Raw genomic sequence first — 24,655 nt, forward strand, 5'->3', positions numbered from 1 at the left:
CAATCGGGATAAATAGTAAGAATGAGAGGATGAGGGATGCTCATCCTCTTCTTATAAAGAAAGAGGTGATTGTATTTGCCTGATTTTTCTATTTTGACAAACAACATTGATATGTATTTAGAAGGATTTAAATATACGGTAATGTCTAGTGTTATTGCGCTAATAGGAAGTTTTGTTTTAGGGATTATTATGGCAGTGATACGCATTGCACCTATTCGTATTTTGAATTGGATCGGATCCGCCTTTGTAGAGTTTGTTAGAAATATTCCACTCGTATTAATTGCATTCATTTTCTATTTTGCTTTGCCTGTAATAGGAATTACTTTCAATGGTTTTGTAGCAGGGACAGTTGCGCTTACAGTTTATACAGCGGCTTTTATTGCGGAAGTAATTCGTGCTGGTATTTTATCAGTCGCGAAAGGTCAAATGGAAGCAGCACGCTCTTCAGGGCTAACATACGTACAAGCGATGTATTATATTGTTTTACCTCAAGCGATGAAAATCGTAATCCCTCCTCTAGGAAATCAATTTCTCAATTTAGTTAAAAACTCATCAATACTTGGAATTATTGCTGGAACGGATTTAATGTATCAAGGAGACTTAATTTCAACGAAGACATTTGTTACGTTCGATGTTTATATATTTGTCGGGATGTTTTATTTAATATTAACAATTCCGCTCAGTATGCTAGTGCGTTATTTAGAAAAACGCTTGGCAAAGGAGGCGGTATAAATGGATTTTAAAGGAGCGATAACAGGTGATCATATCCTCTTTTTATTAAAAGGATTACTCATAACGTTAGAGGTAGCGCTCATAGCAATTGTACTTAGCTTTATTATTGGTAGTGTAATAGGAATATTGCGCTATACAAAAATACCAATCATCTCACCAATACTAGGATTTATTGTGGAGGTCATTCGAAATTTACCACTTCTTTTAATTATATTTTTTACGTATTTTGCACTTCCTGAGGCAGGGTTGAAATTAGAGATTATAACGGCTGCAATTGTTGCTTTAACGATATTTGAAGCGGCGATGATATCTGAAATTGTTCGAAGTGGTCTATTATCTATCGAAAAAGGACAAATTGAAGCGGCGCGCTCGTCAGGATTAACATATGTCCAAACGATTTGGAGCATTATTTTACCGCAAGCGTTGAGAAGAATGGTGCCGCCGCTTGTTAGCCAATTTATTTCATTATTAAAGGATACGTCACTAGCTGTTGTTATATCATTGCCGGAGCTTATGCATAATGCTCAAATTATTAGCGGACAGAATGTAAATTATATGATTCCGACATTTATACTAGCAGCCTGTATGTATTTTGTTGTAAACTACGGTTTATCAATTTTATCTAGAAGATTAGAAATACGTTAACTCTTACAAAAAAATGTAAGAGTTTTTTCCTTATAAATCCTTTTTTTCCTCAAATTAGTATTACAAGCTCTTAATATTTGAATTTTTATATTGTTTTATCAGAAAAGTTTTAATTTTATATAGAAATTGTAATCGCTTTCGTGTATATTTTTATTATCAGAAAATTTTAAAAAGAGATAGGGGTACTTGTAGGGGGAGGATTAAGATGCAGCAAACAACAAATGAGCAATTACATCGTACGATGAAGAGTAGACATTTATTTATGATCGCACTAGGTGGTGTAATCGGAACTGGTTTTTTTCTAGGTTCAGGTTACACCATTAATCAGGCTGGACCAGGGGGAGCCATCCTTTCATATTTAGTGGGCGGATTTATTATGTATTTAACAATGCTTTGTCTTGGAGAGCTAACGGTAGCAATGCCAGTTTCAGGATCTTTCCAAAAGTATGCGACGAAGTTTATTGGACCAGGAACTGGATTTATGATCGGTTGGCTATACTGGATTGGATGGGCAGTAACAGTAGGATTAGAATTAACATCGATCGGTTTAATGATGAAAAGATGGTTTCCGAATGTTGATGTTTGGGTATGGTGTCTCGTATTCGGAGTTATTTTATATGCTTCAAATGCAATATCAGCGAAGAGTTATGCTGAATTAGAGTTTTGGTTCTCTAGTATTAAAGTAGTTACAATTATTGCATTCATTCTACTTGGTGGTAGCGCATTACTAGGATTCTTACCATACGATGGAAAAGAAGCAGCGCCTCTTTTCTCTAACTTTGTAAGTGATGGTGGGCTATTCCCAAATGGACTAGCTGCAGTGCTTCTTACGATGATTACAGTTAACTTTTCCTTCCAAGGAACAGAGTTAATCGGGATTGCAGCAGGGGAGAGTCAGAATCCTGAAAAAACAATTCCACGTGCGATTCGTAATACAGTATGGCGCATTATGTTATTCTTCATTTTAACAATGACAATTTTAGTAGGGTTAATTTCTTGGAAAGAAGCAGGGATAATTGAAAGCCCATTCGTAGTTGTATTTGATAAAATCGGTATTCCATATGCAGCTGATATTATGAACTTCGTTATTATTACAGCTCTTCTATCTGTAGCGAACTCAGGGTTATATGCAGCAACGCGTATACTATGGTCACTTGCAAATGAAGGAATGGCACCAACTTCTTTCAAGAAAGTAAATAAACGTGGTATTCCGATTACAGCGTTAGTCGTAACGATTGCTGTAGCGGCGTTATCTTTATTAACAAGTTTCCTTGCAGAAGATACAGTATATATGTACTTATTATCTATAGCTGGTTTATCGGCTGTTTCAAGTTGGATCATTATTGCTTTATCACAACTTCGCTTTAGAAGTCAGTATTTAAAAGGCGGAGGAAAATTAGAGGATTTAAAGTACAGAACACCACTATACCCGCTTGTTCCAATTTTAGCTTTAATTACAAATAGCATCGTTGTTATTAGTTTAGCGTTTATTCCAGAACAAAGAATGGCGTTATATTGTGGTATTCCATTTATCATTTTCTGCTATATATATTATTATATGAGTAAGAAAAGGCAGAAACCGATGAAAGTGGAGATGGAAAAAACAAATGAAACTAACAATCAAACACGATGATATAAAAGCAGACTTATCGTACGGTCAATTAGCGATTGGAAAAGAAAACGGATATTCACCGTTACAATTACTAATCTCTTCTATCGCAGGATGTAGTGCAATTGTCTTTCGAACAATTTTAGAAAAGAAACGTATTACATACGATACGTTTACAATTGAAACTGAAATTGGTAGAAGTGAAGCTTTATCAAAACCAGTTGAAAGTGTTCATTTGCACTATAAAATTAAAGCGCAAAACATTACAGAAGAGCAGTTGGACAAGGCGCTGCAACTTGCAGTGAAAAATTGCACGATTGTTCAATCGGTAAAGGATAGTATAAAAGTTACGGAAACAATTGAACTAATAAAGTGAAATATAAAAGCGTGAGAATATAGCTCTCACGTTTTTATGTTTTAGAGAGAGGGGAAAGTGTGATGGAATGTTTAGGATGTAAATTAGCCAACGAAGAAGAAATTATATATAAAATATATGAAGATGACTATGTAACATGTTTTTTAGATCATGAACCTTTCTATTTAGGTCATACTTTAATTGTGCCAAAGCAACATGTTGTAGAAGTAGACGAATTAGAGGATGTTGTAGCAAAAGCGATTATGGATGCTTCTAAGCTTATTTCAAAGGCTATTAAGTTATTATATAAACCAGACGGAGTTACAATTTGCCCCGCATTAACGGGCAGTAAGATCCCCTACCTCAAAATTCAGTGAAAACAAAGAAGTTAGTTGGTAATCCAACTGCCCGTAAAAGCCCGATTGGTTCAACTAATAATCAGTGGGGGATGAACAAAACCCCCACTGATTAAAGTTTCACTTTATCAAAATGGTGGAATCTTTAACGAGTTAACTCATTATCACATGCATGTTGTGCCGAGATATAAAGAGCGTTCGTTTGCTGAGTTTTATACGGTGCAGCCAGGAGAACAGCAGAATCATAACTTTGAAGAGACAAAGAATTTATTAAAAGAAGCAATAGAGAAAATAATACATAGCGAAAAGGCGTAAGAGGGGTTTTCTTAAGGGGACAGTCAGGAAAATTCTAATATTAAAAAGCCCAATTTCTCAGTTAAAATAGAGAAATTGGGCTTTTCTTTATTCTATTATTCAATTTTCTCTATTAAAGAATTCTGCAGTGTCACAAAGTATATCGCTCATTCGTTATATAGAATGAGAGGAGGAATTATATGAAAGTTACAAACAAAGATTACGAAAAGATGGAAGAGCTATACGAGTTGTATGAGCAAAAAATTTATTATGTAGCTTATTCTATTTTAAATAATATTCAGCAAGCTGAAGATGCGGTTCAAGAGACGTTTATTACACTTTATAAGAATTTGAAAAAGCTCCATGGTTTGAACACTGAAGAGCTTAAACGGTATATTTTGAGGATTGCGAAAAACAAGGCGATTGATAGTTACCGGAAAAATAAACGACATGAAACATTTTTAGAAGAATATGAAAGAGAATCAATAGAAGCAGTAGATGAAAATATTGAAGAGTGGGAAAAACGTAAAATGTCTGAGGTTCAAATTGATACATTGCTAACAGAATTAAGTGAATCTAACAGACAGGTGTTTAAGTATAAAGTCTTCTATAACTTAACGTATCAAGAGATTTCAAGTGTTATGGGAATAACCGAGGCTAATGCCCGCAAGCAGTTTGAACGCGCTCGAAAACGAATCCAAAATATTATAGGAGGTATACAACATGACGAATTCAAAGAACTCCAAAGAAATATATGAACTTGCTGAAAAAATTGCTTTAGATGATTTTGATAAACTGGATGAACAACATGAATTTTCACATACATATACGCGCAAAAAGAAATTGTTCATGGAGGAAATGAAGCTGAAAGGCGAGCGACCACAGACAAAGCGTAAAAGAAACCATATGTTAATCGCTGCTGCCTGCTTATTGATTGGTATGCCGACAACTGTTTTTGGTGCAGTAAAAGTCTATAATATGATTGTTCAAAAACAAAATTACGAAGTAAATGTTTCAGTAACGAATAAGGAATCGAAAAAGATTAATAAGTGGTATAAGTTGAAAATCGATAAATTACCAGAAAATATGGAAGCAATTGATGACTCTGCTATGAAATATTCATTTAAAGATAACTACGCAATGGGTGGATTTTCATTCGCTCTTTGGAGAGTAGGAGGGAATTCAGATTTTCCAACTTTGTACTCGAAAAGTTATGAAGAAAAAGAGATAAATGGTAAGAAGGCAGTAATTGTCCATAGAGAAACTGGTAATAAAGATTTAATGTTTAATAGAGTGATTTTTCTCTATTTTGAGGAAGAGGGAATTATGCTACAAAGTTATATTGGAAACGATATAAACGAACAACAAATGATGGATGTGTTAGGGAACATTTCACTTGAGCCCACATCAAAAGAAAAGGCATCACATATAGCAGATTATGATAAAAAGTATTTTAGCCAAGCAGATGAACCTAAAAAAACTAAGGTTATTCCTTTGAAAAAAGATAGCAAACGACTATTTCATATAGGACAAAAGGTTCCAGTAACGGTATCTATGGATAACAGCCAAATTGAATATGTGATAGAAAAAGTTGAAGTTTTTGATTCAATCAAAGACTTTAAGCAAGAAAACTTTAATGAAATGGGATTAGGGAGACTAAGCGAGAATCAAGCTTTGGATCAAGCAGGACAATTGATACCATATAGACGGGATAAATATAAAGTTGGAAATGGTAAAGATTCAATTGATAAATTAGTAGAGTCAAAATTAGTTCATCCTAAATTTGTCTACCTGACAACGACAGTGAAAAATATTGGTACAAAGTCGACAGAAGAAATCTATATGCATCCATCTATAAAACTGCTTAAATCTGAAGGTAATGCATGGAACTACGCTAAAGAAGATGGAATTGCAGAGAAAAATATTATGACGGGCGAAGTTGATTATTTAGAACCTCACGGAGATGGGAAAAGCTTTTACAATATTGGCAGTATCTCACCAGGACAAACGATGAAAGTTAACTTAGGTTATTTTGTAGATGAGGATAAACTAGATTCAATCTTCCTCGATGCCTTCCATTACAGTGGGTTTGGCGGCACTGAGAATATGAATGAGAAAAATCGTTGGTGGTTCGATATTCGTCAATAGTAAACAGAATAGGGACAAATAGACAAAAAAAGCTGCTTATATTTAGCAGCTTTTTTCGTTTCCATACATATGTAAAACTTCTTTCGCACGCATACGTAAACCATCTATCAATTCTTTCGGTTCTAAAATTCGTGCATCTTTTCCAAGTCTATAAAATAAAGGGGTAATAAAGTTAATTTCACCTTTATCAATTGTTGAATGTATATATCCTGTCCCGTCTTCGTTTATTACCACGAATTCTTCGAGATAAGGAACGCTTTTACATTGGCGCACGCCTTCGGCTGTTAATGAGACATGTAACTGGGTAGGAATATGCACTACGTTAGAGCTAGAGGCAAACCATTCTTCTAAATTCATGAACGTATCTTTATTTTCTTCTGTTGATAATATAGAAAGAATACGATCAACGCGATACAGTAATACTTTTTTTCTGCTGAAGTCATAGGATGGTAAGTACCATAGACCATCATGAGCGTATACACCGATAGGATGAACATGTTTCGTTTTAATCCCCGATTTAGACTCGTATTGAAAGTGTAAGTTTTTATTTTCAATAGCCGCTGTTAATACTTCGTTTAAAAAAGTTGTCTCAATTGTTCTTTTCGGATTCCAAAAAGCGATATAAGAACGTATTTTATCAACTTTAGCTTTCGCATCATTTTGTAGAGAGCTATACAGTTTATGAGTAACAGAATTGATTTCTGTATTAAAAGGCAAGTTACGATAGTAGCTTAAAGATTGGAAAGCAAAAAAGATGGAGACCGCTTCTTCTTCGGTAAATAAAATGGGGGGAAGCATGCTGCTTGTTAATACTTTATATCCTCCATTACGACCTTGTTCAGCGTAAATGGGTAATCCCATATCACTTAAATCTAAAATATATCTATGGACCGTACGAACGGAAATATTAAATTCATCAGCTATTTCTTGAGCTGTAAATGTTTTTTTTGCAGAAGCAAATATAAGAATGTCTAGTAAACGTTTTGCTTTTGACAAGGATATCACCTTTTTCTTTTTTAACATGACATAAGTTGTCATGTTTTATGGTTAGTATAGTGCTTATAAGATGATTTTATCAATAGAAGCTGTAAGGAGGAAAAGATATGTCACGTGAAATTGTTTTATTTATTGCAGCGAGCTTAGATGGATTTATCGCGAAAGAAGATGATGATTTAGAGTGGTTAATGGAAACAGAAGGTGAGGGAGACAACGGTTATACAGAAATGTACGAAACAATTGATACGATAATTATGGGAAAGAGAACGTACGATTATGTGGTAGAGCATACGGAAACATTCCCGTACCTAGATAAAAAATGTTATGTTTTTTCTAATTCAGAAAAAGGTTCAAACGAACATGTAGAGTTTGTAAATGAAGATGTATTAGAGTTTACAAAAAGGTTGAAAGAGCAGGAAGGATCTAAAATATGGATGGTCGGTGGAGGGAGTCTACTGAAAGGATTTTTTAAGAATAATTTAATTGATGAATATGTTGTTACGATTACACCTCACATATTAGGTTCTGGAGTTCCGTTATTTAAAGAAAAGAACCCGGAAATTCATTTAACTTTAACGGATACGAAACGTTTTGGCCAATTCGTAAATTTATATTATAAAGTAAAGTCCTAAAGGATAAGAAAACACGACTATTGATGATAGTCGTGTTTCTATATAGATGGCAATGAAATTGTAAAGCAAGATCCGTGATCAATTTCACTTGTGACAGTAATATTCCCGCCGTGTAGTTCTACGATTTCTTTTACGATGGAGAGCCCTAAACCAGTGCCTCCTGTAGCTCTAGAGCGCGCTTTATCAACACGGTAAAAGCGATCGAAAATGTGAGGGAGGTCTTCAGGGGGAATACCTTCTCCCTTGTCCTTAATTTTGATGGAAATATGTTTATGTTCTTCTGTAACAGAAATATTAATATGAGAATGTTCTTTTGAATGTCTATACGCGTTATTTAAAATGTTAGCCATAACTTGTTCAAAGCGTTGCTCATCTAGCTTTACTAAGAGTGAGGAAGGACATGTGAAAACAACTTTAATTTGTTTTTCTCCGTACATCACATTTATTTTTTCAGTGATGCGAGTAAGGAAGGTGTGTAAATGCACTTCCTGTACTTGAATGAAAAAGTTATGTTGTTCCATTTGTGCAAGTGAAAACAAATCTTGAACTAAGTTTGTAATGTAATCAGACTCATCTTTTATAATAGATAAATATCGTAAACGTTGTTCAGGAGATGTGGTTTCTTTTAAAGCAATGTCCGCGTAACCTCTTACGTATGTTAAAGGTGTTCGTAATTCGTGAGCAACACTTGCTAGAAATTCACTTCGCTCTGTTTTCATGTAATGTAAATCATTTGCGAGAGTTTGGATAGATTGTGCTAGTTCACCAATTTCGTCATTTCGAGTAGTTGTTAATGAAACGGATAAATCGCCCTTACTCATTTTTTCAGTCGCTTGTTTCATGTGTAACAATGGTTTTGTTAACAAACGTGATAATAGAAAAATGGTGATGGCTGTTAATAGGAAAGTAATGACTCCAGCGATAATGAATTGCCGTGTGAGCCCGTTAACCATTTCTTCGATTGATTCCGTCCCGAGAAACATATATACATAGCCTTCCGTTTTTCCTGCTACTACAATTGGGCTAACTGTACATATATAATTAGATGTTTTCCAATGATTCTCTATAATTGCTCCATCATGATCTGTTCGTGTTTGCATTCCTTCAATATGTTTTTTTATAGTAGTATTTATTTCATTGGATTTAGCTAGTATTTCCTTATTTGCATTTGTAATAATAACAGTTGTTTCAGCTTCGGATTCCATTAAAGCAACATGGGAGATTGTTTGCCTGTCAAAATATTTTTCAAGGACATCTCGGTGACTATTTCCACGCTTTAATAAAGCAGTCATTTCTTCATTTACTCTATTGTTTACAAGGCTATAATAGAGCAAGACAAATAGAACACTTTCGATTAAAAGTGTAACAATTAGAAAATAAAATCCGAGTTGAATAGAAATTCGCTTCATCGTTTTGCTCCTTAATCTAGGGTATCAATCCATCGATATCCTACTCCGTAAACAGTTTTTAAATGGTGATCAATGGGGAAATTTACTTTTCGTAATTTATCACGTAAATTACGAATATGTGAATCGACTGTTCTATCTTCTGTATTTGTATTTAATCCCCAAATTCGTTCAATGAGCTGATCACGGCTTAATACGTAGTTCACATGACGTAAAAATAATCCGAGTAAAGAGAATTCGATTGGGGTGAGAAGAAGTTCTTCATTATGGACAGAAATGAAATGCTTGGCCTCATCCCATAAAATGCCGTGATATTGGATTTGTGCATGTTGATTGGTTCGGCGTAAAACAGCTTCAATTCTTGCGAAGAGCTCCTCTTCGTGGAATGGTTTCGTCACGTAATCATCTGCTCCAAGTTTTAACCCTTGAACGACATCTACCGTCTGATCACGAGCAGTTACCATAATGATAGGAACGTTACTAAATGATCGAATTCTTTTGCAAGTTTCCCACCCGTCCATCTTTGGCATCATAATATCGAGTAAAACAAATTTGAAGTTTCGATTTTCTATATGTGAAATAGCTTCTTCTCCGGATGCTGCACATACGCAGTTATATCCGATTGGAGTAAGATAAAGCGTTAATAATTCAAGCATTCTCGGTTCATCATCTACGAGTAGTATATCGATCATAGAGTACCTCCGCATTTGTAGTTATTACTTAAATTGTAAGTCAAAATCATGAAGAAATGGTGCAGATTATCATGCATCTGCATAATTTCTTCAGAATTGCTTGTTATTGTAAAGTTGAAATTCCATTTTAGGTAATAATATTGGCTCGAAAACGAATAATACGGAGGCGATATAGTGAAAAAGATGATCCGAATTCTTGGGATAACAATAATTGCGGCGGTTGGTCTTGCGGCGTGTGGACAAACGAATACAGATCATAAAAATCATGAATCTAAAGAAGAGAAGAAAACAGAGCAAAAGGAAATGAAAATGAATCAGGAGGTAACTGCGCCGAAAGAAATGAACGAAGGTGCATCGAATGATTTATTAACGACAAGCTTAAAAAATGTAACGAGATTAAACACAAACGATCCTCTGCAAATGGCAGTATTAACTTCGCAAACGATATGGCCAGCAACGCATAAAGAGAATCAGCCAGGCGCTATTATTTTAGTACCAGTAAACGAGTGGCAATTAGGTATTGCGAGTGCGGATCTTATTCACCATCCGAATAACGGGCCGATTTTATTTATAGAAAAAGAAAAGGTACCCGAAGTGACGTTAAAAGAAATAAAACGATTAAATCCGCTCGGAACGAAAGATGGAACACAAATTATGGTGATGGGGGATGTAGGTGCATCTATCCTCGAGCAATTAAAAGAATATAAAGTAAAGCAAATAAAAGAAACGGACCCAGCTAAATTTGCTAAAGATATTGATAAAGAATATGCCGATATAACAGGAAATTATCCAAATAGCGTTATTATCGGTTCGTCTGAAGAAGAAGGACGTTTATATACAACACCAGCTGTAAATTGGATTTCTCATATGCCAGAACCTCTTCTATATACTGAAAAAAATAAAGTGCCAGAAGCGACAATAGAGGCATTAAAGACGAGAAAAGATAAAGCGAATATATATGTGTTAGGACCAGAAAAAATCGTTTCGAAAGAAGTAGAAAAAGAGTTAAGTAAATACGGGAAAGTAACGCGTATTAGTGGGGAGACTCCAACAGAAAATTCGGTTGCATTTGCGAAATTTAAAGATGAAAAAACGAAATTTGGCTGGGGATTCACAAAACCAGGTCACGGTTTGTCATTTGTTTCAAGCAAAACACCAGACTTAGCAATTGCGGGAGCACCGTTTTCACATATGGGTAAACATGCCCCTGTTGTTTTGCTTGAGGAAGGAAAAGCAAAACAACCAGTGTATGACTTCCTTGCTACTATTCAGCCGAAGTTTAAAGATGATCCAACACTTGGACCGTATAACCATGGTTTCCTATTAGGGAGTACTAGTGATATTTCATTTGAAACACAAGGTATATTGGATGAGAGGTTAGAAATTGTTCAGGAAAGTGGTCAAGGTCACGGTGGACATTAATGAAATGAGAAAAGACGCTGCTAAGGTAGCGTCTTTTCTTTAGGAAACTTTTACATAGCACAACATCCTTTGCTCGTTATATAATAGCCTTCGTGCAGTCGGCCTAGATTTTCTTACGGAGAAAATCAAATGATAAAAGAGTAGAGGGTGGTAGCTTGTTTCAAAAGATAAAAAATGAATGGTTTTCTAATGTGAAAGGGGACGTACTATCAGGAATTGTCGTTGCTTTAGCATTAATTCCTGAAGCGATAGCTTTTTCTGTTATTGCAGGTGTAGATCCGACCGTTGGGTTATACGCCGCTTTTTGTATTGCGGTTACAATTTCGTTTGTCGGCGGAAGACCAGGGATGATCTCGGCGGCAACGGGTGCGATGGCGTTATTAATGGTCACTCTTGTGAAGGATCATGGTTTGCAATATTTATTTGCTACGACAATATTAACAGGTATTGTTCAAATTATTTTCGGAGTGTTCAAACTTAGCTCATTTATGAAGTTTGTTCCTAAATCTGTTATGAGTGGTTTTTTAAACGCACTTGGAATTTTAGTTTTTACAGCGCAATTGCCACATTTTAAAAATGCAACTTGGCAAATGTATGCACTTGTCGCATTAGGACTTGCAATTATATATTTATTTCCACGTATTACGACGGCTGTTCCGTCTACACTTATTTCAATTATTATTGTGACAAGCATTGCACTTATGAGCGGATTACAGTTAAAAACAGTAGGGGATATGGGAAGCTTACCGAAAGAATTACCGTTCTTTAGTATTCCTGATGTTCCATTTACACTTGAGACATTAGCAATTATTTTACCGTATTCAGTTATGCTAGCGGTTATAGGTTTACTAGAGTCATTATTAACGGCGTCGGTTTTAGACGATATGACACATACGGAAAGTAATAAGCATAAAGAGGCACGTGGACAAGGGATTGCGAACGTTGTTGCTGGTTTCTTCGGAGGAATGGCAGGATGTGCAATGATTGGACAATCTGTTATTAACATTAAATCAGGTGGTCGCGGGAGATTATCGACGTTTGTAGCCGGTGGTTTTTTAATCGTATTGCTATTTGTTTTAGGTGATTACGTTGTTCATATTCCGATGGCAGCTTTAGTTGCAGTTATGATTATGGTTTCGATTGGGACGTTTGATTGGAACTCTGTAGCGACGATTCATAAAGTACCAAAAGGAAACGCATTTGTTATGATCGTAACAGTTGTGATTGTCCTAATTACACATAATTTAGGATTAGGTGTAATTATCGGAACGATAATTAGTGCAGTTTTATTTGCATTCAATATGGCAAAGATTCACGTGAAACATTTGTATATTGAAAATAAGAAAATATACGAAATTCACGGCCAACTATTCTTCGCATCTACGGCAGAGTATATAAATGCTTTTTCATACAATGAAAATGTGAAAGAAATTGAGATGAACTTTACTAACGCACACGTATGGGATGATTCAGCAGTAGCGGCAATTGATAAGGTTATCATGAAATATGAACAGAACGGTGTGAAAGTAAGGATCACAGGGTTAAATGAACGTAGCTCGAAGCTCGTTGCGAATTTAGCTACTTATAATAAGAGAATTGCTAGTTAGAAGCCTCCTTTTTAGGGGGCTTTATTATATAATACGGGTAGGATAACGAAAAGGGGATTCAGCATATGTACAAACAAATTTTATTAGCATGCGATGGTTCTGAACATGCACTTCGAGCAGCCGAGCATGCAACATATATTGCGAAATTTAACGAAGAAACACATGTTGAAGTTGTGTACGTAGTAGATAATAGAACGGCAAAGTCAGATATTATACAAGGACAAACGGATTTAGAAACAATATCAGCTAGTCGAAAAGATAAATTAAAAGAGATTGAGGGTTTATTAAAGAAAGAGAACATTTCCTACAAAATTACGATTCTACATGGCGATCCAGGAGATACGATTGTTCAATATGTAAATACAGGAGATATAGATCTTATTATTGCTGGGAGTAGAGGGCTAAATACACTGCAAGAGATGGTGCTTGGTAGTGTAAGTCATAAAATAGCAAAGCGTGTGAAATGCCCGGTTATGATTATAAAGTGAAGCTTTAATCAGTGGGGGTTTTGTTCATCCCCCACCTAACTTCTTTGCTTTCACTGAATTTTGAGGTGGGGGTCTTACTGCCCGGCGAATAGCAGGATAAAATAAGTTGAGTGAGATATTATGTAGTGTAAGCAAGACCTTGATATAATTTGGGGTCTTTTTTTGCGTATAAAGAGGGAGAGTGCGGACATACTAGATATATAAGTTTAAAGGGAAATCGTTAACTTACAAATTTGTAAGTTTGTTGTCAGAAAAATCGATGTTATGAAATTTTTCCCATTGGTAAAATAAGAGTATCAAAGGGGAGATAGGGAGGATGGAAGGTATGAAATTATTGCAAAATTTATCATATAGCCAAGGGGTAAGCTTAATTTGTTTAGGCGGATTTGCTGCATCTGTTACGTTAGCTATTTTAATAAAGATGGTTCATCAAATCTTTTAATTTTAGAGTAGGGAAGGAATTGGTTGTTATTAATAGCAAGAGAAGTATTATAAATAAAAAATAGCTCCTAGCATGTATCTTAGTGCTAGGAGCTATTTTCTTATTTCTCTGTTTCTGCTTTATCGCTTGTTACGCTAACTTTACCCCACTTGTATTGATCTTCTGGTGTATATTTATAATCTTTTACGCGATTATTTACACCTTTTAAGTCAAATTTATAATGAAGTGGAATTAATGGTACTTCGTCATGAACTAATTTTTGCCATTTATCGTAGACATCTTTACGGTACTTTTCATCAGCAGCTTCTGGAGAAATACCTTGTTTTAATAATTCTGTGTTTTTGTCAGTAGCCCAACGTGGGTAATTGAACGCTGCATCTTTAGCCCAAATACCAGAAGGATCTGGGTCAGATCCAGTTCCCCAAGCTGCCGCGAAAAGATCAACTTTTGGATCATCTTTTTTAATCATATCGTAGAATGAGTTAAATTCATGTAAGCGACCATCAAGAAGCTCTACTTTTAGGCCGATGTCTTTCCAAGATTGAATAAAGAATTTTGCAAGTGGTTCACTTACATCGCTACCACTCATTGATAAGAAATTAGCTTTAAATTCTTTACCATTCGGATCTTCACGGAATCCATCTCCGTTCGTATCTTTATAGCCAGCTTCATCTAATAATTTTTTAGCTTTCTCTATATCTTTATCATAGGCACCAGCTTTATTGTTATGATATTTTGGTAGAGATGGTGGGATTGGTGAGTTAGCCGGATAACGTAGGCCGTGATATAATTTTTCACCAATTTCTTTTCGATCGATAGCATACGCCATTGCTTGACGTACACGAACATCTTTAAATTTCTCCTTATCCATTACTACTTCTTCTTTTTCTTTATCCATATGGCCTAATTTAAAACCGATATAGCTATAGTATAAATCAGTTTTACCGACTAATTGTGCATTTTTTAATGTACTTACATTTGGATACTGATCTGCACTTACTTCAGCAATGTCAATATCACCATTTTTTAAGGACGCGTTAACAACGGAAGGGTTAACAACTTTTAAAACCATACTTTTTAGTTTTGGTTTTCCGCCATAATAATCATCAAAACGTTCAAATTCAACAGCTTCACCTGGCGTAATTTTCTTCACTTTAAAAGGTCCGAAACCAATTGGGTTTTTACGGATTTTATCAGATTCTGCTAATTTATCGATTGGTACATCTCCTAAGTATTTCTTATGAAGAGGGTATGTCCAAAGCCCAGTTTTCACTGAAGGATTCGGTTCTTTAAACGTAATCGAAATTGTTTTTGGATCCGTTACCTTTATACCTGAAATTTTTTCGGCTTTTCCATTATGGTAATCTTCCATACCTTCAATCATTTGCATTTGAGTGTCATAGCGAGAACCGGCATATTGTTTGTTACCAATCACTAGATAAGAGTATTCTAAATCCTCAGCAGTAACAGGGTTTCCATCATGCCATTTTACATTATCTTTAATTTTAAGTGTAATTGTCTTTTTATCTTTAGAAATTTCATATGTAGCAGCACCATCATTCGTGTATTCCCAGTTTTCGTCATTTGATAATAAAGATTCATCGAAAATTGTAATGACCTGGTTATCAGGATCTCCTTCATATACAGCGAAGTTCAAAAGTCCTTCAAATGGTGTGTTAGAAACAAGACCATATGTTAATGAACCATCTTTAATTTCCTTTTTATCATTTTTAACAGATGCACTAAATTTATTTGTATCTACTTTTTTTGTGCTGCTCGTTTTTTCACTACCACCACTGCCCCCACATGCTGAAAGTAGTAATGTTGAAACCGCAAGTGTACTTAATACTTTGAAAAATTTTGGCTTATTTGTCATTTCTTCCACCCCTTATCCTTTTCTTTGTCTTGCGTCGGCCGAACGACGTAGCGCTTGACCAATAAAATTTATACACAGCATCAATGCTAAAATCATGATTGATGCGGGTAACCAAATCCACCATTTCTCTTGTAATACATCTGGATTTCTAGCATAACTAACAAGTGTACCAAGGCTTGGTGTACTTTCTGGTAGACCAAATCCTAAGAAAGTTAGACCAGATTCAATACCGATGTTTCCAGCAAGATTTAATGTAACACTAACAATGATAATTGAGCTTAAGTTAGGTAGTACTTGGAAAAGAATGATTTTCCAGTTTGGTGTTCCTAAAGTTTTAGATGCAGAGACATAATCTAGTTCTTTTTCAGTTAATACTTTTGAGCGAATTAATCTGGCCTTTCCTGTCCATAAGAACACGCTCATAATTAAAATGAAAGTAAAGATATTGAATGTAGGAACAAGTGTAATAAATACAATTACAAGCATTAAAAATGGTAAAACCATAACAAAGTCGATAATGCGCATAATGATATTATCAATAGCTCCTCCAAAATACCCGGCAATTAATCCAATTGAAAGACCAATTAAACAAGAAAGAATAGTAATTGCTAATCCAATTGTAAAGGAGTTACGTGTACCAATAATAAGTTGGCCGAAAATGTCGCGTCCTCCGTAATCTGTTCCTAACCAATGTTCAGCAGAGGGAGGAGCATAAATAGCGAATAAATCAACTCGTACAATATCTTCTTGTTTCATAATAAAAGATGTTGCGTAGACTGCTACTAATAAGATTGCTAGGAAAATAAGTGAAAACATTGCTAATTTATCTTTACGAAGTTCTCGCCACATAATAGAGAAACCAGAAGGGCTTTTTTCGTAATGAATAACTTCAGTTTGTTTTTCAGGGTTTGCTAACATAACGTCATCTCCTTTCTTTAATCAATACGAATACGTGGATCGACGATGCTTAGAATAATATCTGAAAGGAGAGTTCCAAGTAACGTTGCAAATCCAGTAAACATAACGAGTGTAGTTATTACACTAAAATCACGTTGAGAGATAGATTGTATAAATAGTTGTCCAATTCCTGGATAGCTAAAAATACTTTCTAAAAAGATGGCACCGCCAACTAATCCTGTAATTTCATAGCCTAAGAAGGCTGCAATTGGTAAGAATGAATTTCGTAAAATATGTCTAGAATAGATTTTTGATTCTGGAACACCTTTTGCTCTTACTGTACGAACAAAATCTTTATGTTTCGTATCAATAATTTCGCTTCGTAAATATTGAACAGTACCAACTGTTGCGATTAATGCCCCGGATAAAGCTGGTAGTAGCATGTGATTCAATTTGCTTAAATAGTAAGCAAATGTACCTGTTGCAACTTGAGGATCTACGCTACCGCCGGTTGGGAATATTGCAAACTTAAATCCGAATAGGAAGAGCATAACTAGTGCAAATATAAATAGTGGTGTAGCAAAACCTAGATAGTTGTAAAGGGTAATGAGTCGATCAGCCCAGGTATCATTCCAACGCCCACTTATAACTCCGAGTGGTATGGCAATTAAATAAGTAAGAATAAGAATGACAAGTGCTAAAGATACTGTGTTTCCAAGTCGTTCTCCAATTAAATCGGTTACTTTCATTTTATGTGCATAGGAAATACCAAAGTCACCTTGGGCTGCATTTTTAATCCAGCGAACATATTGTGTTGTAACTGGGTCATTTAATCCAAGCTTTTCTCGCTGTTCTTCAATCACTTTTGGATCCGCTTTTGGATTCATTGCTTTGCCAGTTAAGGCATCGCCTGGCATTGCCTTAGCTAGTAGAAAGACAAGTACACTTAACACGAATAATTGCGGGATCATCACTAAAAATCTCCGTAATATAAACTTCCACATGTTTTATCACTCCCTTATGGTAATGCCACCCGGTGCGTTGGCGAGATTGCTTTTAAGTCATAAGCCCGACCGTTTTCATTGAAATAATTTTCGTATGATTTCTCGTATTCAGAGCTTACTTGTTGACGGAGCTTACGCTGTCTCTCTCTGTTTTCAGGACGAATATCAGGAATTGCAGATATTAGGCGCTTCGTATAAATATGTTGCGGATTACTATAAATTTCTGCACTAGTTGCTTCTTCGACAATGCGCCCTCGATACATTACACCGATGCGATCACACATATGACGAATTACGCCTAAATCGTGACTTATGAATAGGTACGTTAATCCAAGTTCAGATTGTAAATCTTGTAAGAAGTTTAAAACTTGCGCTTGTACCGACACGTCAAGTGCAGATACTGGTTCATCAGCAATAATAAGCTTCGGTTTTAATGTAAGAGCGCGTGCAATACCAATTCGCTGTCTCTGCCCACCGGAAAATTCATGTGGGTATTTATAAATAGACTCTGGATTTAACCCAACTTTATCAAGGTATTCTTGAACTGCTCGACGCTCTTCATCGGGTGAGAGCTTTTCAAAATTCCGAAGTGGTTCGGCAATAATATCGATAACACGTTTCTTCGGATTTAATGATGAATACGGATCTTGGAAAATCATTTGGATATCTTTTCGTTGTTCACGTAGCTCCGAGCGACTTAATTTCGTTAAATCTCTATTATTAAAATGAATGTTACCGCCTGTAGCTTTCGTTAAGTGCATAATTGCTTTACCAGTTGTTGATTTGCCGCTACCTGATTCACCAACGATTCCATATGTTTCACCAGGTTGTAATTCAAAGCTTACGCCATCGACAGCTCGTACATAATCTAATGTACGTCCGAAGAAACCGCCTTTAATTGGAAAGTGTACTTTTAAATCTTCTACTTTAAGCAGTGCCATGAGTTACGTCATCTCCTTTCTTATGTTGGAAGTTGAAGTGCTTATAGCAAGTACAACGTACCCAATGGTCTGGTTTTACTTCATGTAAAACAGGATTTTCCTCATGTTGATCTGGTCTAACCCAAGGGATTCGGGCTTGGAATCGACATCCAGTGCGAGGAAGCTTCGCTAACGAAGGAACCACGCCTTGAATTACATGCAATTTTTCTTTTTCACCATACGCAGATGGAATGGAGTTTAATAGAGAACGAGTATATGGGTGAAGCGGGTTATTAAAAATCTCTTCTACTGTTCCTGTTTCTACAACTTGTCCTGCATACATAACGACAATACGATCAGCTGTTTCGGCAACAACGCTTAAATCATGTGTAATTAAAATGATGCCCATTTTCGTTTGTTCTTGAATAGATTTTAGTAAGTCTAAAATTTGTGCTTGGATGGTTACGTCAAGAGCCGTTGTTGGCTCATCCGCAATAATGAGTGCTGGGTTACAAGCAATCGCAATCGCGATAACAATTCTTTGTCTCATTCCGCCAGATAATTCGTGAGGGTATTGTTTATATGTAAGTTCTGGTTTTGGAATACCAACTTGATGGAGTAGTTCTAAGGTGCGTTCTTTCTTTTCTGCTTTCGAAAGGTTTGTGTGGTAGTCTAAGTTTTCTTCGATTTGTTTTCCAACTGTCATAAGAGGATCGAGTGCTGTAAGAGGTTCCTGGAAAATCATACCGATGTTTGATCCGCGTACTTTATTCATCTCTGCGGCTGACATAGTTAGTAAATCCTTATCTCTATAGTTAAGCTGCCCTTGTAATTTTGTATTTGCTTCATTATGCAATCGCATAATAGAAAGGGCAAGTGCACTTTTTCCGCAACCTGATTCACCAACTATCGCGACAATTTCATTTTCATGGACAGTTAACGAAACGTTATCAACTGCTGCATGATATTGATCTTGTATGCGAAAGGAAGTCTGTAAGTTTTCAATGCGAAGAAGTGGATTCTTCATGGTTATCCCTCCATCTTTTCTGAAAAGACTAAATATTTAGTATGTTGTTGCTATTTTAATATAAAGTGACAATGTTTGACAAGAGTAAATATTCAAAAATCTTTTTATATAGAGATGAGATGCAGTAATATAAGGATAAAAACCCTTTTAAAACGCTCACAATTATGGGTTGGATTGATAAATTATTTGTAATAAAAAAGTACTATATGTAGAAAAAAGAGAGGCGTTCTGGGAAGAACTGTCTCTCTTTTTTTTGTAAGTATAATATTAGTGTTTAAGCTTGTTTTTGTTTTGTAGATCCTGTATTTAAAGTAAGAGCAAGGAAGAACATTGCAAGCACACAAGAAGCAAGGAGCAAAATGAATCCGCCGTCCCATCCGAATCCATCTACAATAAAGCCCATAGCTGCGCTAGCAAAAGTAGCTCCCCCTAGGTAACCGAAGAACCCAGTTAACCCAGCGGCAGTTCCAGCAGCTTTCTTTGGTGCTAAGTCAAGAGCGTGTAGGCCAATTAACATAACAGGTCCGTAAATTAAAAATCCAATTGCGACAAGTGCGATGCTATCAACCATTGGATTACCAGGAGGGTTTAGCCAGTAAACAAGAACTGCGATAAATACACCGACCATAAATAAAATACCAGCAGGTGCGCGGCGCCCTTTAAATAGTTTATCACTCATCCATCCGCAAAGAAGTGTACCTGGAATACCAGCCCATTCGTATAGAGCATAAGCTGTACGTGAGCTACTGTGAGTAAAGCTTTTTTCTTCTACTAAATAAGTAGGAGCCCAGTCTACAACGCCGTAACGAACGAAATAAACAAAGACGTTAGCGATAGCGATGTACCATAAAAACTTATTGTTTAATATGTATGTAAATAAAATTTCCTTTACCGAAAGTTCGCGTTCACGGTCCGCTACTTTTTCATCTGATGGATATTCCCCAGTATGTTCTTCAATAGAAGGTAATCCACAAGATTGAGGTGTATCTCTCATCGTAATTAATACATAAATCCCCACCAAAATTGAAAGAATACCTGGGAAGTAAAATATACTTTTCCAGTCATTTGCAAAGAAATATAAGCCTAATGTAACGAGAGAAGGCATAAGCGCGCCGCCGACATTATGAGCGACGTTCCAAATAGACATTTTTGTACCACGTTCACTAACGGAGAACCAGTGAACCATCGTACGACCACAAGGAGGCCATCCCATACCTTGTACCCATCCATTTAAAAACTGAAGTACAAACATAAGTATAATGCTCGTTGTAATGAAAGAAAATGAGCCGAAAATAATATTAATGATACCGGATAAAAATAGCCCAGCTGCTAAAAAGTAGCGAGGATTACAACGATCGGATACGATACCCATAAGAAATTTACTTAATCCGTAAGCGATAGATACTGCTGAAAGGATAACCCCAAGTTCCCCTTTACTAAAGCCTTGTTCGATTAAGTATGGCATTGCGAGTGAAAAGTTTTTTCGAACAAAGTAGTAACCCGCATAACCGATGAAGATGCCTAAGAATACTTGCAAACGCAATTTGCGGTATTCGCTATCAGTGCGATCAGCTGGTAAGCGTTCTGCGTGGGGCGCAGGTTTAAATAATTGTGTGAAAAACATAAAATGAAAATCCTCCCCTAATTAATTGGAAGCGTTTTAAGACAGAGAGAATACAAAAAGGCTATGAAATATAAAAAAGTTCCCTTTTTTATGATTCATAGCCATATACTCCGATTCTCCGTGACTGTCAATATTAACTTCGACGAAAATTATACAACTTTGTGACAAGAATGTAAACGTTTTTATAAAGAAAGTTGTTGACGTATTTTGTTTGTGGGATTAATATTTAAATACGTTAAATATTTTATTGCTTAAATAAGAGGTGGATAACATGCCAAATGATATGACTCATATTGATAAGATTCAAGCTCTTACATTCGCTATAGGAAAGAAAATGCAAACAGAGCTATTAGAACAAATGCAAGCATCAGGACTTACACCACCGCAGTTTTATATTTTAAAGATTTTAGATCATTACGGAGCTTCAAGAGCGACACAATTGGCGGAGAAAATGTACGTGAAACCGAGCGCGATTACAGTAATGACTGATCGTTTAATTGATCATGGGTTAGTAGAGCGCTATCACGACGATAATGATCGTCGCGTTGTTGTCATTGAGCTAACGAAGAAGGGGAAAACTACAGTAGAAGAAGCGATGGCGGCTCGTAATGAGCATATTGCAAAATACTTCTCACACTTAGAATTACAAGAGAGGGAAGATTTGTTGCGCCTCTTTGAAAAGCTAGAAACAATTATTTGCGGGAAACCAGAGAAAAAAGAGAAAAACTAAGAGGAATTGAGGAGATTACATGGAGCAACAAGAAAATCAGAATAGAAAGTTGTTGTTAATCGGTTTAGTAATCGCAATGCTATTTGCTGCATTGGACGGAACAATCGTTGGTACAGCAATGCCGCGTATCGTCGGTGAACTAGGTGGATTAAGTTTAATGACATGGTTAACAACAGCTTACATGTTAACATCAACAACGGTTGTACCGATTGCAGGTAAATTAGCGGATTTACTTGGGCGTCGTAACGTATATATAGCAGGATTAATTATCTTTATGGTTGGTTCAGCGTTATGTGGTATGGCAAACGGTATGACAGAATTAATTATTTTCCGTGGTATTCAAGGTCTTGGTGGCGGTATTATGATGCCAATGGCTATGATTATTATCGGAGATATGTTCACGGGAAAAGAACGTGCTAAATGGCAAGGTATTTTTGGAGCTCTATACGGTCTTGCCTCTGTAATTGGACCACAAGTTGGTGGTTGGATTGTAGACGCAGTGAACTGGAGATGGGTATTCTATATTAACTTACCAGTTGGTATTTTAGCGACAATCTTCATTGCAATGGGATTAAAAGCACATAAACAAACAGGACCAATTAAAATTGATATCGCTGGAATCTTCACGATGATTCTCGGTGTTGTAAGTTTATTACTTGCGTTAACGTTTGGCGGGAAAGATTATGCATGGGGTTCTTGGCAAATTATCGGGTTATTTGCACTAGCTGCCATTGGTATTGTTAGCTTTGTTATCGTTGAAACGAAGGCTGAAGAACCAATTTTACCGATGCACTTCTTTAAAAACCGTACATTTACACTACTGAATGCGATCGGTTTCTTTATGAGTATCGGAATGTTTGGAGCAATTATGTTCGTACCGTTCTTTATGCAAGGAATTGTAGGCGTAAGTGCTGCTGAATCAGGAACGATTATGACACCGATGATGATTACAATGATCGTTATGAGTATTATCGGTGGTCAGCTTGTATTAAAAATTGGTGTGAAACCACAAATTATTACAGGGATGCTTATTATGGCTAGTGGTTTCTGGTTATTAACAACGATGGATATGCATACAACTAAGCTTACCGCTACTTCTTATATGATGGTTATCGGTTTAGGAATGGGTCTTGTTATGCCGATATTAACATTAGCATTACAAGAAAGCTTCCCGAAAAAAGATCTTGGCGTTGTAACATCATCAAGTCAATTCTTCCGTCAAATCGGTGGAACGTTTGGGATTACAATTTTAGGATCAATTATGAATAACACTTCAGGCACAACGTTAACAAATAAATTAGTACCTGTATTAGACACATTCCCAAAAGAAGCGGGACAAATGGTAACAAAATTTAAAGATATGATTCATACAGATCCACAAAGTTTATATTCTATGCTATTTAGTCCAGAGGCATTAAAACAAATGCCAGAAGCATTTTCTAATAGCATCGTACCAATTTTGAAAAGCTCTTTAGTGGACTCACTTCATACTGTATTCTTAACAGGATTGGTATTTATCGTAGTAGGTGCTATCTTTACGATTTTCTTACAGAAAATTAAACTGTCTGATCGTAAAAAAGATGCTGAAGAGCCTGCTGTAGAAGAAAAGGAAAAAACTGTATCATATTCGTAATAAAAAAGCATCGCCTTATGGCGATGCTTTTTTTGAGTATAACCTTAAAAGCTTTTTAGTTAGAAATGATTGACGTATTTTTATAAATGCGTTATATTATTTTCTGTAAACGGTTACATGAAATGAGGAGAAAAGAGAATGAGTACGATTAAAGACGTTGCAAAATTAGCAGGGGTATCTGTTGCGACCGTTTCCAGAGTGTTAAATAAAAATGGATATGTCCATGAGGATACATTAAAGAAAGTAGAGCGAGCAATTGAAATGCTAGATTATAAGCCTAGTACAGTAGCGCGTTCTTTATATAATAAAAAGTCTCGTTTAATTGGCTTAGTTGTTCCAAATATCGTGAATCCATTCTTTCCGGAAGTTGCACGTGCTGTAGAAGATGTAGCACATAAGCAAGGATACACAGTTGTACTTTGTAACTCTGATGAAAATTTAGAAAAAGAGAAGCAATACATTGATGTGCTTAGACAAAATAATGTGGACGGATTTATTGTAGCAACGAATCCACAAAATAGTGTTAATTACATGAATTTGTCTATTCCAGTTGTTGCGATTGACCGTATGTTTAATGAGCGCATTCCTACTGTATATGCAGATAACTATGCAGGGAGCCAGGCGGCGACAAAGTTATTAATAGACAAAGGGTGTAAACATATTGCACATATTCGTGGACCGCGTGATGTGAGCACAGCTAATGAACGTTTTGAAGGTTTTGTAGACGTTATTACGCAAAATAATCTTTCTTATATGATTGCAGAGAGTACATTCGATCCAGCTAATAGTGAACAGGTAGCGGTGGAATTATTAGAAGAATATCCGCATATTGATGGAATTGTTGCTGGGAATGATTTAATTGCAATTGGTATTGTAAAGGCTGCACTTCAAAAGGGAATTTCTATTCCAAACGATTTACAAATTATTGGATTCGATGGAATTTCTTTAACTGAAATGATGTATCCATCTATTACGACTGTTGCACAGCCAATTTATGAAATGGGGAAAATTGCAACAGAATTGTTGTTAGAGCAGATGGAAGGAAATCCATTAGAAGAGAAACACTATCGTTTACCGATTGAAATTATAGAACGAAATACAACGAAGTAAGGAGATGAGA

General features: G+C 35.9%; 23 protein-coding genes and 2 pseudogenes. 16 read left to right on the forward strand and 9 right to left on the reverse strand.

The window, feature by feature from the left end:
• Positions 1-75 precede the first annotated feature (75 nt).
• The 8 genes and pseudogenes from MKY70_RS03425 to MKY70_RS03460 all read left to right on the forward strand — a co-directional run bounded on the left by MKY70_RS03425 (position 76) and on the right by MKY70_RS03460 (position 6,139).
• Positions 76-732: an amino acid ABC transporter permease gene (locus MKY70_RS03425; protein WP_341023183.1), complete on the forward strand. Its 657-nt coding sequence runs from the start codon at positions 76-78 to the stop codon at positions 730-732.
• Positions 733-1,377, forward strand: coding sequence for an amino acid ABC transporter permease (locus MKY70_RS03430; RefSeq protein WP_341023186.1), 645 nt, complete (start codon positions 733-735; stop codon positions 1,375-1,377).
• A gap of 205 nt (positions 1,378-1,582) precedes the next feature.
• Positions 1,583-3,010, forward strand: a complete 1,428-nt coding sequence (locus MKY70_RS03435; protein WP_088031298.1) for an amino acid permease — start codon at positions 1,583-1,585, stop codon at positions 3,008-3,010.
• Positions 2,985-3,362, forward strand: coding sequence for an OsmC family protein (locus MKY70_RS03440; RefSeq protein WP_088031297.1), 378 nt, complete (start codon positions 2,985-2,987; stop codon positions 3,360-3,362). Before MKY70_RS03435 ends, MKY70_RS03440 begins: the two co-directional genes overlap by 26 nt.
• A 62-nt stretch (positions 3,363-3,424) precedes the next feature.
• Positions 3,425-3,673, forward strand: a pseudogene (locus tag MKY70_RS03445) (HIT family protein); the annotation flags it as partial.
• A gap of 153 nt (positions 3,674-3,826) precedes the next feature.
• Positions 3,827-4,012: pseudogene (locus MKY70_RS03450) on the forward strand (HIT family protein); the annotation flags it as partial.
• Positions 4,013-4,191: 179 nt separating this feature from the next.
• On the forward strand, positions 4,192-4,749 hold the full coding sequence (locus MKY70_RS03455) for an RNA polymerase sigma factor (RefSeq protein ID WP_341023188.1): 558 nt from the start codon (positions 4,192-4,194) through the stop codon (positions 4,747-4,749).
• Complete coding sequence (locus MKY70_RS03460) at positions 4,715-6,139, forward strand: anti-sigma factor (RefSeq protein ID WP_341074457.1); 1,425 nt, start codon at positions 4,715-4,717, stop codon at positions 6,137-6,139. Before MKY70_RS03455 ends, MKY70_RS03460 begins: the two co-directional genes overlap by 35 nt.
• 42 nt (positions 6,140-6,181) lie before the next feature.
• Here the strand turns inward: MKY70_RS03460 and MKY70_RS03465 are convergent, their stop codons facing one another.
• The gene (locus MKY70_RS03465) at positions 6,182-7,177 is read right to left on the reverse strand and encodes a helix-turn-helix transcriptional regulator (RefSeq protein WP_341023193.1); all 996 of its coding nucleotides are present in this window, start codon (positions 7,175-7,177) and stop codon (positions 6,182-6,184) included.
• A gap of 65 nt (positions 7,178-7,242) precedes the next feature.
• Between MKY70_RS03465 and MKY70_RS03470 the strand changes: the two genes are divergently transcribed.
• Entirely contained in the window at positions 7,243-7,767 is a 525-nt protein-coding gene (locus tag MKY70_RS03470; RefSeq protein WP_341023196.1) for a dihydrofolate reductase family protein, read from the forward strand.
• Positions 7,768-7,805: 38 nt separating this feature from the next.
• Here the strand turns inward: MKY70_RS03470 and MKY70_RS03475 are convergent, their stop codons facing one another.
• The gene (locus MKY70_RS03475) at positions 7,806-9,176 is read right to left on the reverse strand and encodes a sensor histidine kinase (RefSeq protein WP_341023199.1); all 1,371 of its coding nucleotides are present in this window, start codon (positions 9,174-9,176) and stop codon (positions 7,806-7,808) included.
• Between the two features lie 11 nt (positions 9,177-9,187).
• Positions 9,188-9,865, reverse strand: coding sequence for a response regulator transcription factor (locus tag MKY70_RS03480; RefSeq protein ID WP_131247602.1), 678 nt, complete (start codon positions 9,863-9,865; stop codon positions 9,188-9,190).
• 174 nt (positions 9,866-10,039) lie between these two features.
• Between MKY70_RS03480 and MKY70_RS03485 the strand changes: the two genes are divergently transcribed.
• The 4 genes from MKY70_RS03485 to MKY70_RS03500 all read left to right on the forward strand — a co-directional run bounded on the left by MKY70_RS03485 (position 10,040) and on the right by MKY70_RS03500 (position 13,824).
• Complete coding sequence (locus tag MKY70_RS03485) at positions 10,040-11,287, forward strand: cell wall-binding repeat-containing protein (RefSeq protein WP_044444491.1); 1,248 nt, start codon at positions 10,040-10,042, stop codon at positions 11,285-11,287.
• Between the two features lie 155 nt (positions 11,288-11,442).
• Positions 11,443-12,894 (forward strand): SulP family inorganic anion transporter, encoded by a 1,452-nt coding sequence (locus tag MKY70_RS03490; protein WP_341023206.1) that lies wholly within the window; start codon positions 11,443-11,445, stop codon positions 12,892-12,894.
• A gap of 65 nt (positions 12,895-12,959) precedes the next feature.
• Entirely contained in the window at positions 12,960-13,382 is a 423-nt protein-coding gene (locus tag MKY70_RS03495) for a universal stress protein (protein ID WP_002010593.1), read from the forward strand.
• Positions 13,383-13,698: 316 nt separating this feature from the next.
• Positions 13,699-13,824 carry a DUF4027 family protein gene (locus MKY70_RS03500; protein ID WP_341023211.1) on the forward strand — a complete coding sequence of 42 codons (126 nt, stop codon included), beginning with the start codon at positions 13,699-13,701 and terminating at the stop codon, positions 13,822-13,824.
• Between the two features lie 100 nt (positions 13,825-13,924).
• Here MKY70_RS03500 and opp4A read toward each other — a convergent pair whose 3' ends face one another.
• The 6 genes from opp4A to glpT form a co-directional block, all read right to left on the reverse strand.
• Positions 13,925-15,700, reverse strand: coding sequence for an oligopeptide ABC transporter substrate-binding protein (gene opp4A, locus MKY70_RS03505; protein WP_033708792.1), 1,776 nt, complete (start codon positions 15,698-15,700; stop codon positions 13,925-13,927).
• A 12-nt stretch (positions 15,701-15,712) separates the two neighbouring features.
• Complete coding sequence (locus MKY70_RS03510; protein WP_078176720.1) at positions 15,713-16,618, reverse strand: ABC transporter permease; 906 nt, start codon at positions 16,616-16,618, stop codon at positions 15,713-15,715.
• Between the two features lie 17 nt (positions 16,619-16,635).
• Entirely contained in the window at positions 16,636-17,601 is a 966-nt protein-coding gene (gene opp4B, locus MKY70_RS03515) for an oligopeptide ABC transporter permease (protein WP_033655978.1), read from the reverse strand.
• Between the two features lie 14 nt (positions 17,602-17,615).
• The gene (locus MKY70_RS03520; RefSeq protein ID WP_033708790.1) at positions 17,616-18,542 is read right to left on the reverse strand and encodes an ABC transporter ATP-binding protein; all 927 of its coding nucleotides are present in this window, start codon (positions 18,540-18,542) and stop codon (positions 17,616-17,618) included.
• A complete protein-coding gene (locus MKY70_RS03525; RefSeq protein ID WP_002029810.1) occupies positions 18,529-19,548 on the reverse strand; it encodes an ABC transporter ATP-binding protein in 1,020 nt (339 codons plus the stop codon). The genes MKY70_RS03520 and MKY70_RS03525 overlap by 14 nt, the downstream gene beginning before the upstream one ends.
• A gap of 274 nt (positions 19,549-19,822) precedes the next feature.
• Positions 19,823-21,172, reverse strand: a complete 1,350-nt coding sequence (gene glpT, locus MKY70_RS03530) for a glycerol-3-phosphate transporter (RefSeq protein ID WP_215588724.1) — start codon at positions 21,170-21,172, stop codon at positions 19,823-19,825.
• Positions 21,173-21,443: 271 nt separating this feature from the next.
• Between glpT and MKY70_RS03535 the strand changes: the two genes are divergently transcribed.
• From MKY70_RS03535 to rbsR, 3 genes are all read left to right on the forward strand, one after another.
• A complete protein-coding gene (locus MKY70_RS03535) occupies positions 21,444-21,902 on the forward strand; it encodes a MarR family winged helix-turn-helix transcriptional regulator (RefSeq protein ID WP_061673982.1) in 459 nt (152 codons plus the stop codon).
• A gap of 19 nt (positions 21,903-21,921) precedes the next feature.
• A complete protein-coding gene (locus tag MKY70_RS03540; protein WP_044444494.1) occupies positions 21,922-23,535 on the forward strand; it encodes an MDR family MFS transporter in 1,614 nt (537 codons plus the stop codon).
• A 138-nt stretch (positions 23,536-23,673) separates the two neighbouring features.
• Complete coding sequence (gene rbsR, locus MKY70_RS03545; protein WP_002029805.1) at positions 23,674-24,645, forward strand: ribose operon transcriptional repressor RbsR; 972 nt, start codon at positions 23,674-23,676, stop codon at positions 24,643-24,645.
• The last annotated feature ends 10 nt before the right edge of the window (positions 24,646-24,655 follow it).

Source organism: Bacillus sp. FSL R9-9492 (assembly GCF_038007365.1).
Taxonomy (GTDB): domain Bacteria; phylum Bacillota; class Bacilli; order Bacillales; family Bacillaceae_G; genus Bacillus_A; species Bacillus_A mycoides.

Bases quoted from the DNA above. Each gene is read 5' to 3' on its own strand.
- glpT (WP_215588724.1), bottom strand. From the start codon at position 21,172: ATGTTTTTCACACAATTATTTAAACCTGCGCCCCACGCAGAACGCTTA.
- MKY70_RS03525 (WP_002029810.1), bottom strand. From the start codon at position 19,548: ATGAAGAATCCACTTCTTCGCATTGAAAACTTACAGACTTCCTTTCGC.
- MKY70_RS03470 (WP_341023196.1), top strand. From the start codon at position 7,243: ATGTCACGTGAAATTGTTTTATTTATTGCAGCGAGCTTAGATGGATTT.
- MKY70_RS03440 (WP_088031297.1), top strand. From the start codon at position 2,985: ATGAAACTAACAATCAAACACGATGATATAAAAGCAGACTTATCGTAC.
- MKY70_RS03475 (WP_341023199.1), bottom strand. From the start codon at position 9,176: ATGAAGCGAATTTCTATTCAACTCGGATTTTATTTTCTAATTGTTACA.
- MKY70_RS03455 (WP_341023188.1), top strand. From the start codon at position 4,192: ATGAAAGTTACAAACAAAGATTACGAAAAGATGGAAGAGCTATACGAG.
- opp4A (WP_033708792.1), bottom strand. From the start codon at position 15,700: ATGACAAATAAGCCAAAATTTTTCAAAGTATTAAGTACACTTGCGGTT.
- MKY70_RS03520 (WP_033708790.1), bottom strand. From the start codon at position 18,542: ATGGCACTGCTTAAAGTAGAAGATTTAAAAGTACACTTTCCAATTAAA.
- MKY70_RS03480 (WP_131247602.1), bottom strand. From the start codon at position 9,865: ATGATCGATATACTACTCGTAGATGATGAACCGAGAATGCTTGAATTA.
- MKY70_RS03460 (WP_341074457.1), top strand. From the start codon at position 4,715: ATGACGAATTCAAAGAACTCCAAAGAAATATATGAACTTGCTGAAAAA.
- MKY70_RS03540 (WP_044444494.1), top strand. From the start codon at position 21,922: ATGGAGCAACAAGAAAATCAGAATAGAAAGTTGTTGTTAATCGGTTTA.
- MKY70_RS03500 (WP_341023211.1), top strand. From the start codon at position 13,699: ATGGAAGGTATGAAATTATTGCAAAATTTATCATATAGCCAAGGGGTA.
- MKY70_RS03465 (WP_341023193.1), bottom strand. From the start codon at position 7,177: ATGACAACTTATGTCATGTTAAAAAAGAAAAAGGTGATATCCTTGTCA.
- MKY70_RS03435 (WP_088031298.1), top strand. From the start codon at position 1,583: ATGCAGCAAACAACAAATGAGCAATTACATCGTACGATGAAGAGTAGA.
- MKY70_RS03535 (WP_061673982.1), top strand. From the start codon at position 21,444: ATGCCAAATGATATGACTCATATTGATAAGATTCAAGCTCTTACATTC.
- rbsR (WP_002029805.1), top strand. From the start codon at position 23,674: ATGAGTACGATTAAAGACGTTGCAAAATTAGCAGGGGTATCTGTTGCG.
- MKY70_RS03430 (WP_341023186.1), top strand. From the start codon at position 733: ATGGATTTTAAAGGAGCGATAACAGGTGATCATATCCTCTTTTTATTA.
- opp4B (WP_033655978.1), bottom strand. From the start codon at position 17,601: ATGTGGAAGTTTATATTACGGAGATTTTTAGTGATGATCCCGCAATTA.
- MKY70_RS03510 (WP_078176720.1), bottom strand. From the start codon at position 16,618: ATGTTAGCAAACCCTGAAAAACAAACTGAAGTTATTCATTACGAAAAA.
- MKY70_RS03495 (WP_002010593.1), top strand. From the start codon at position 12,960: ATGTACAAACAAATTTTATTAGCATGCGATGGTTCTGAACATGCACTT.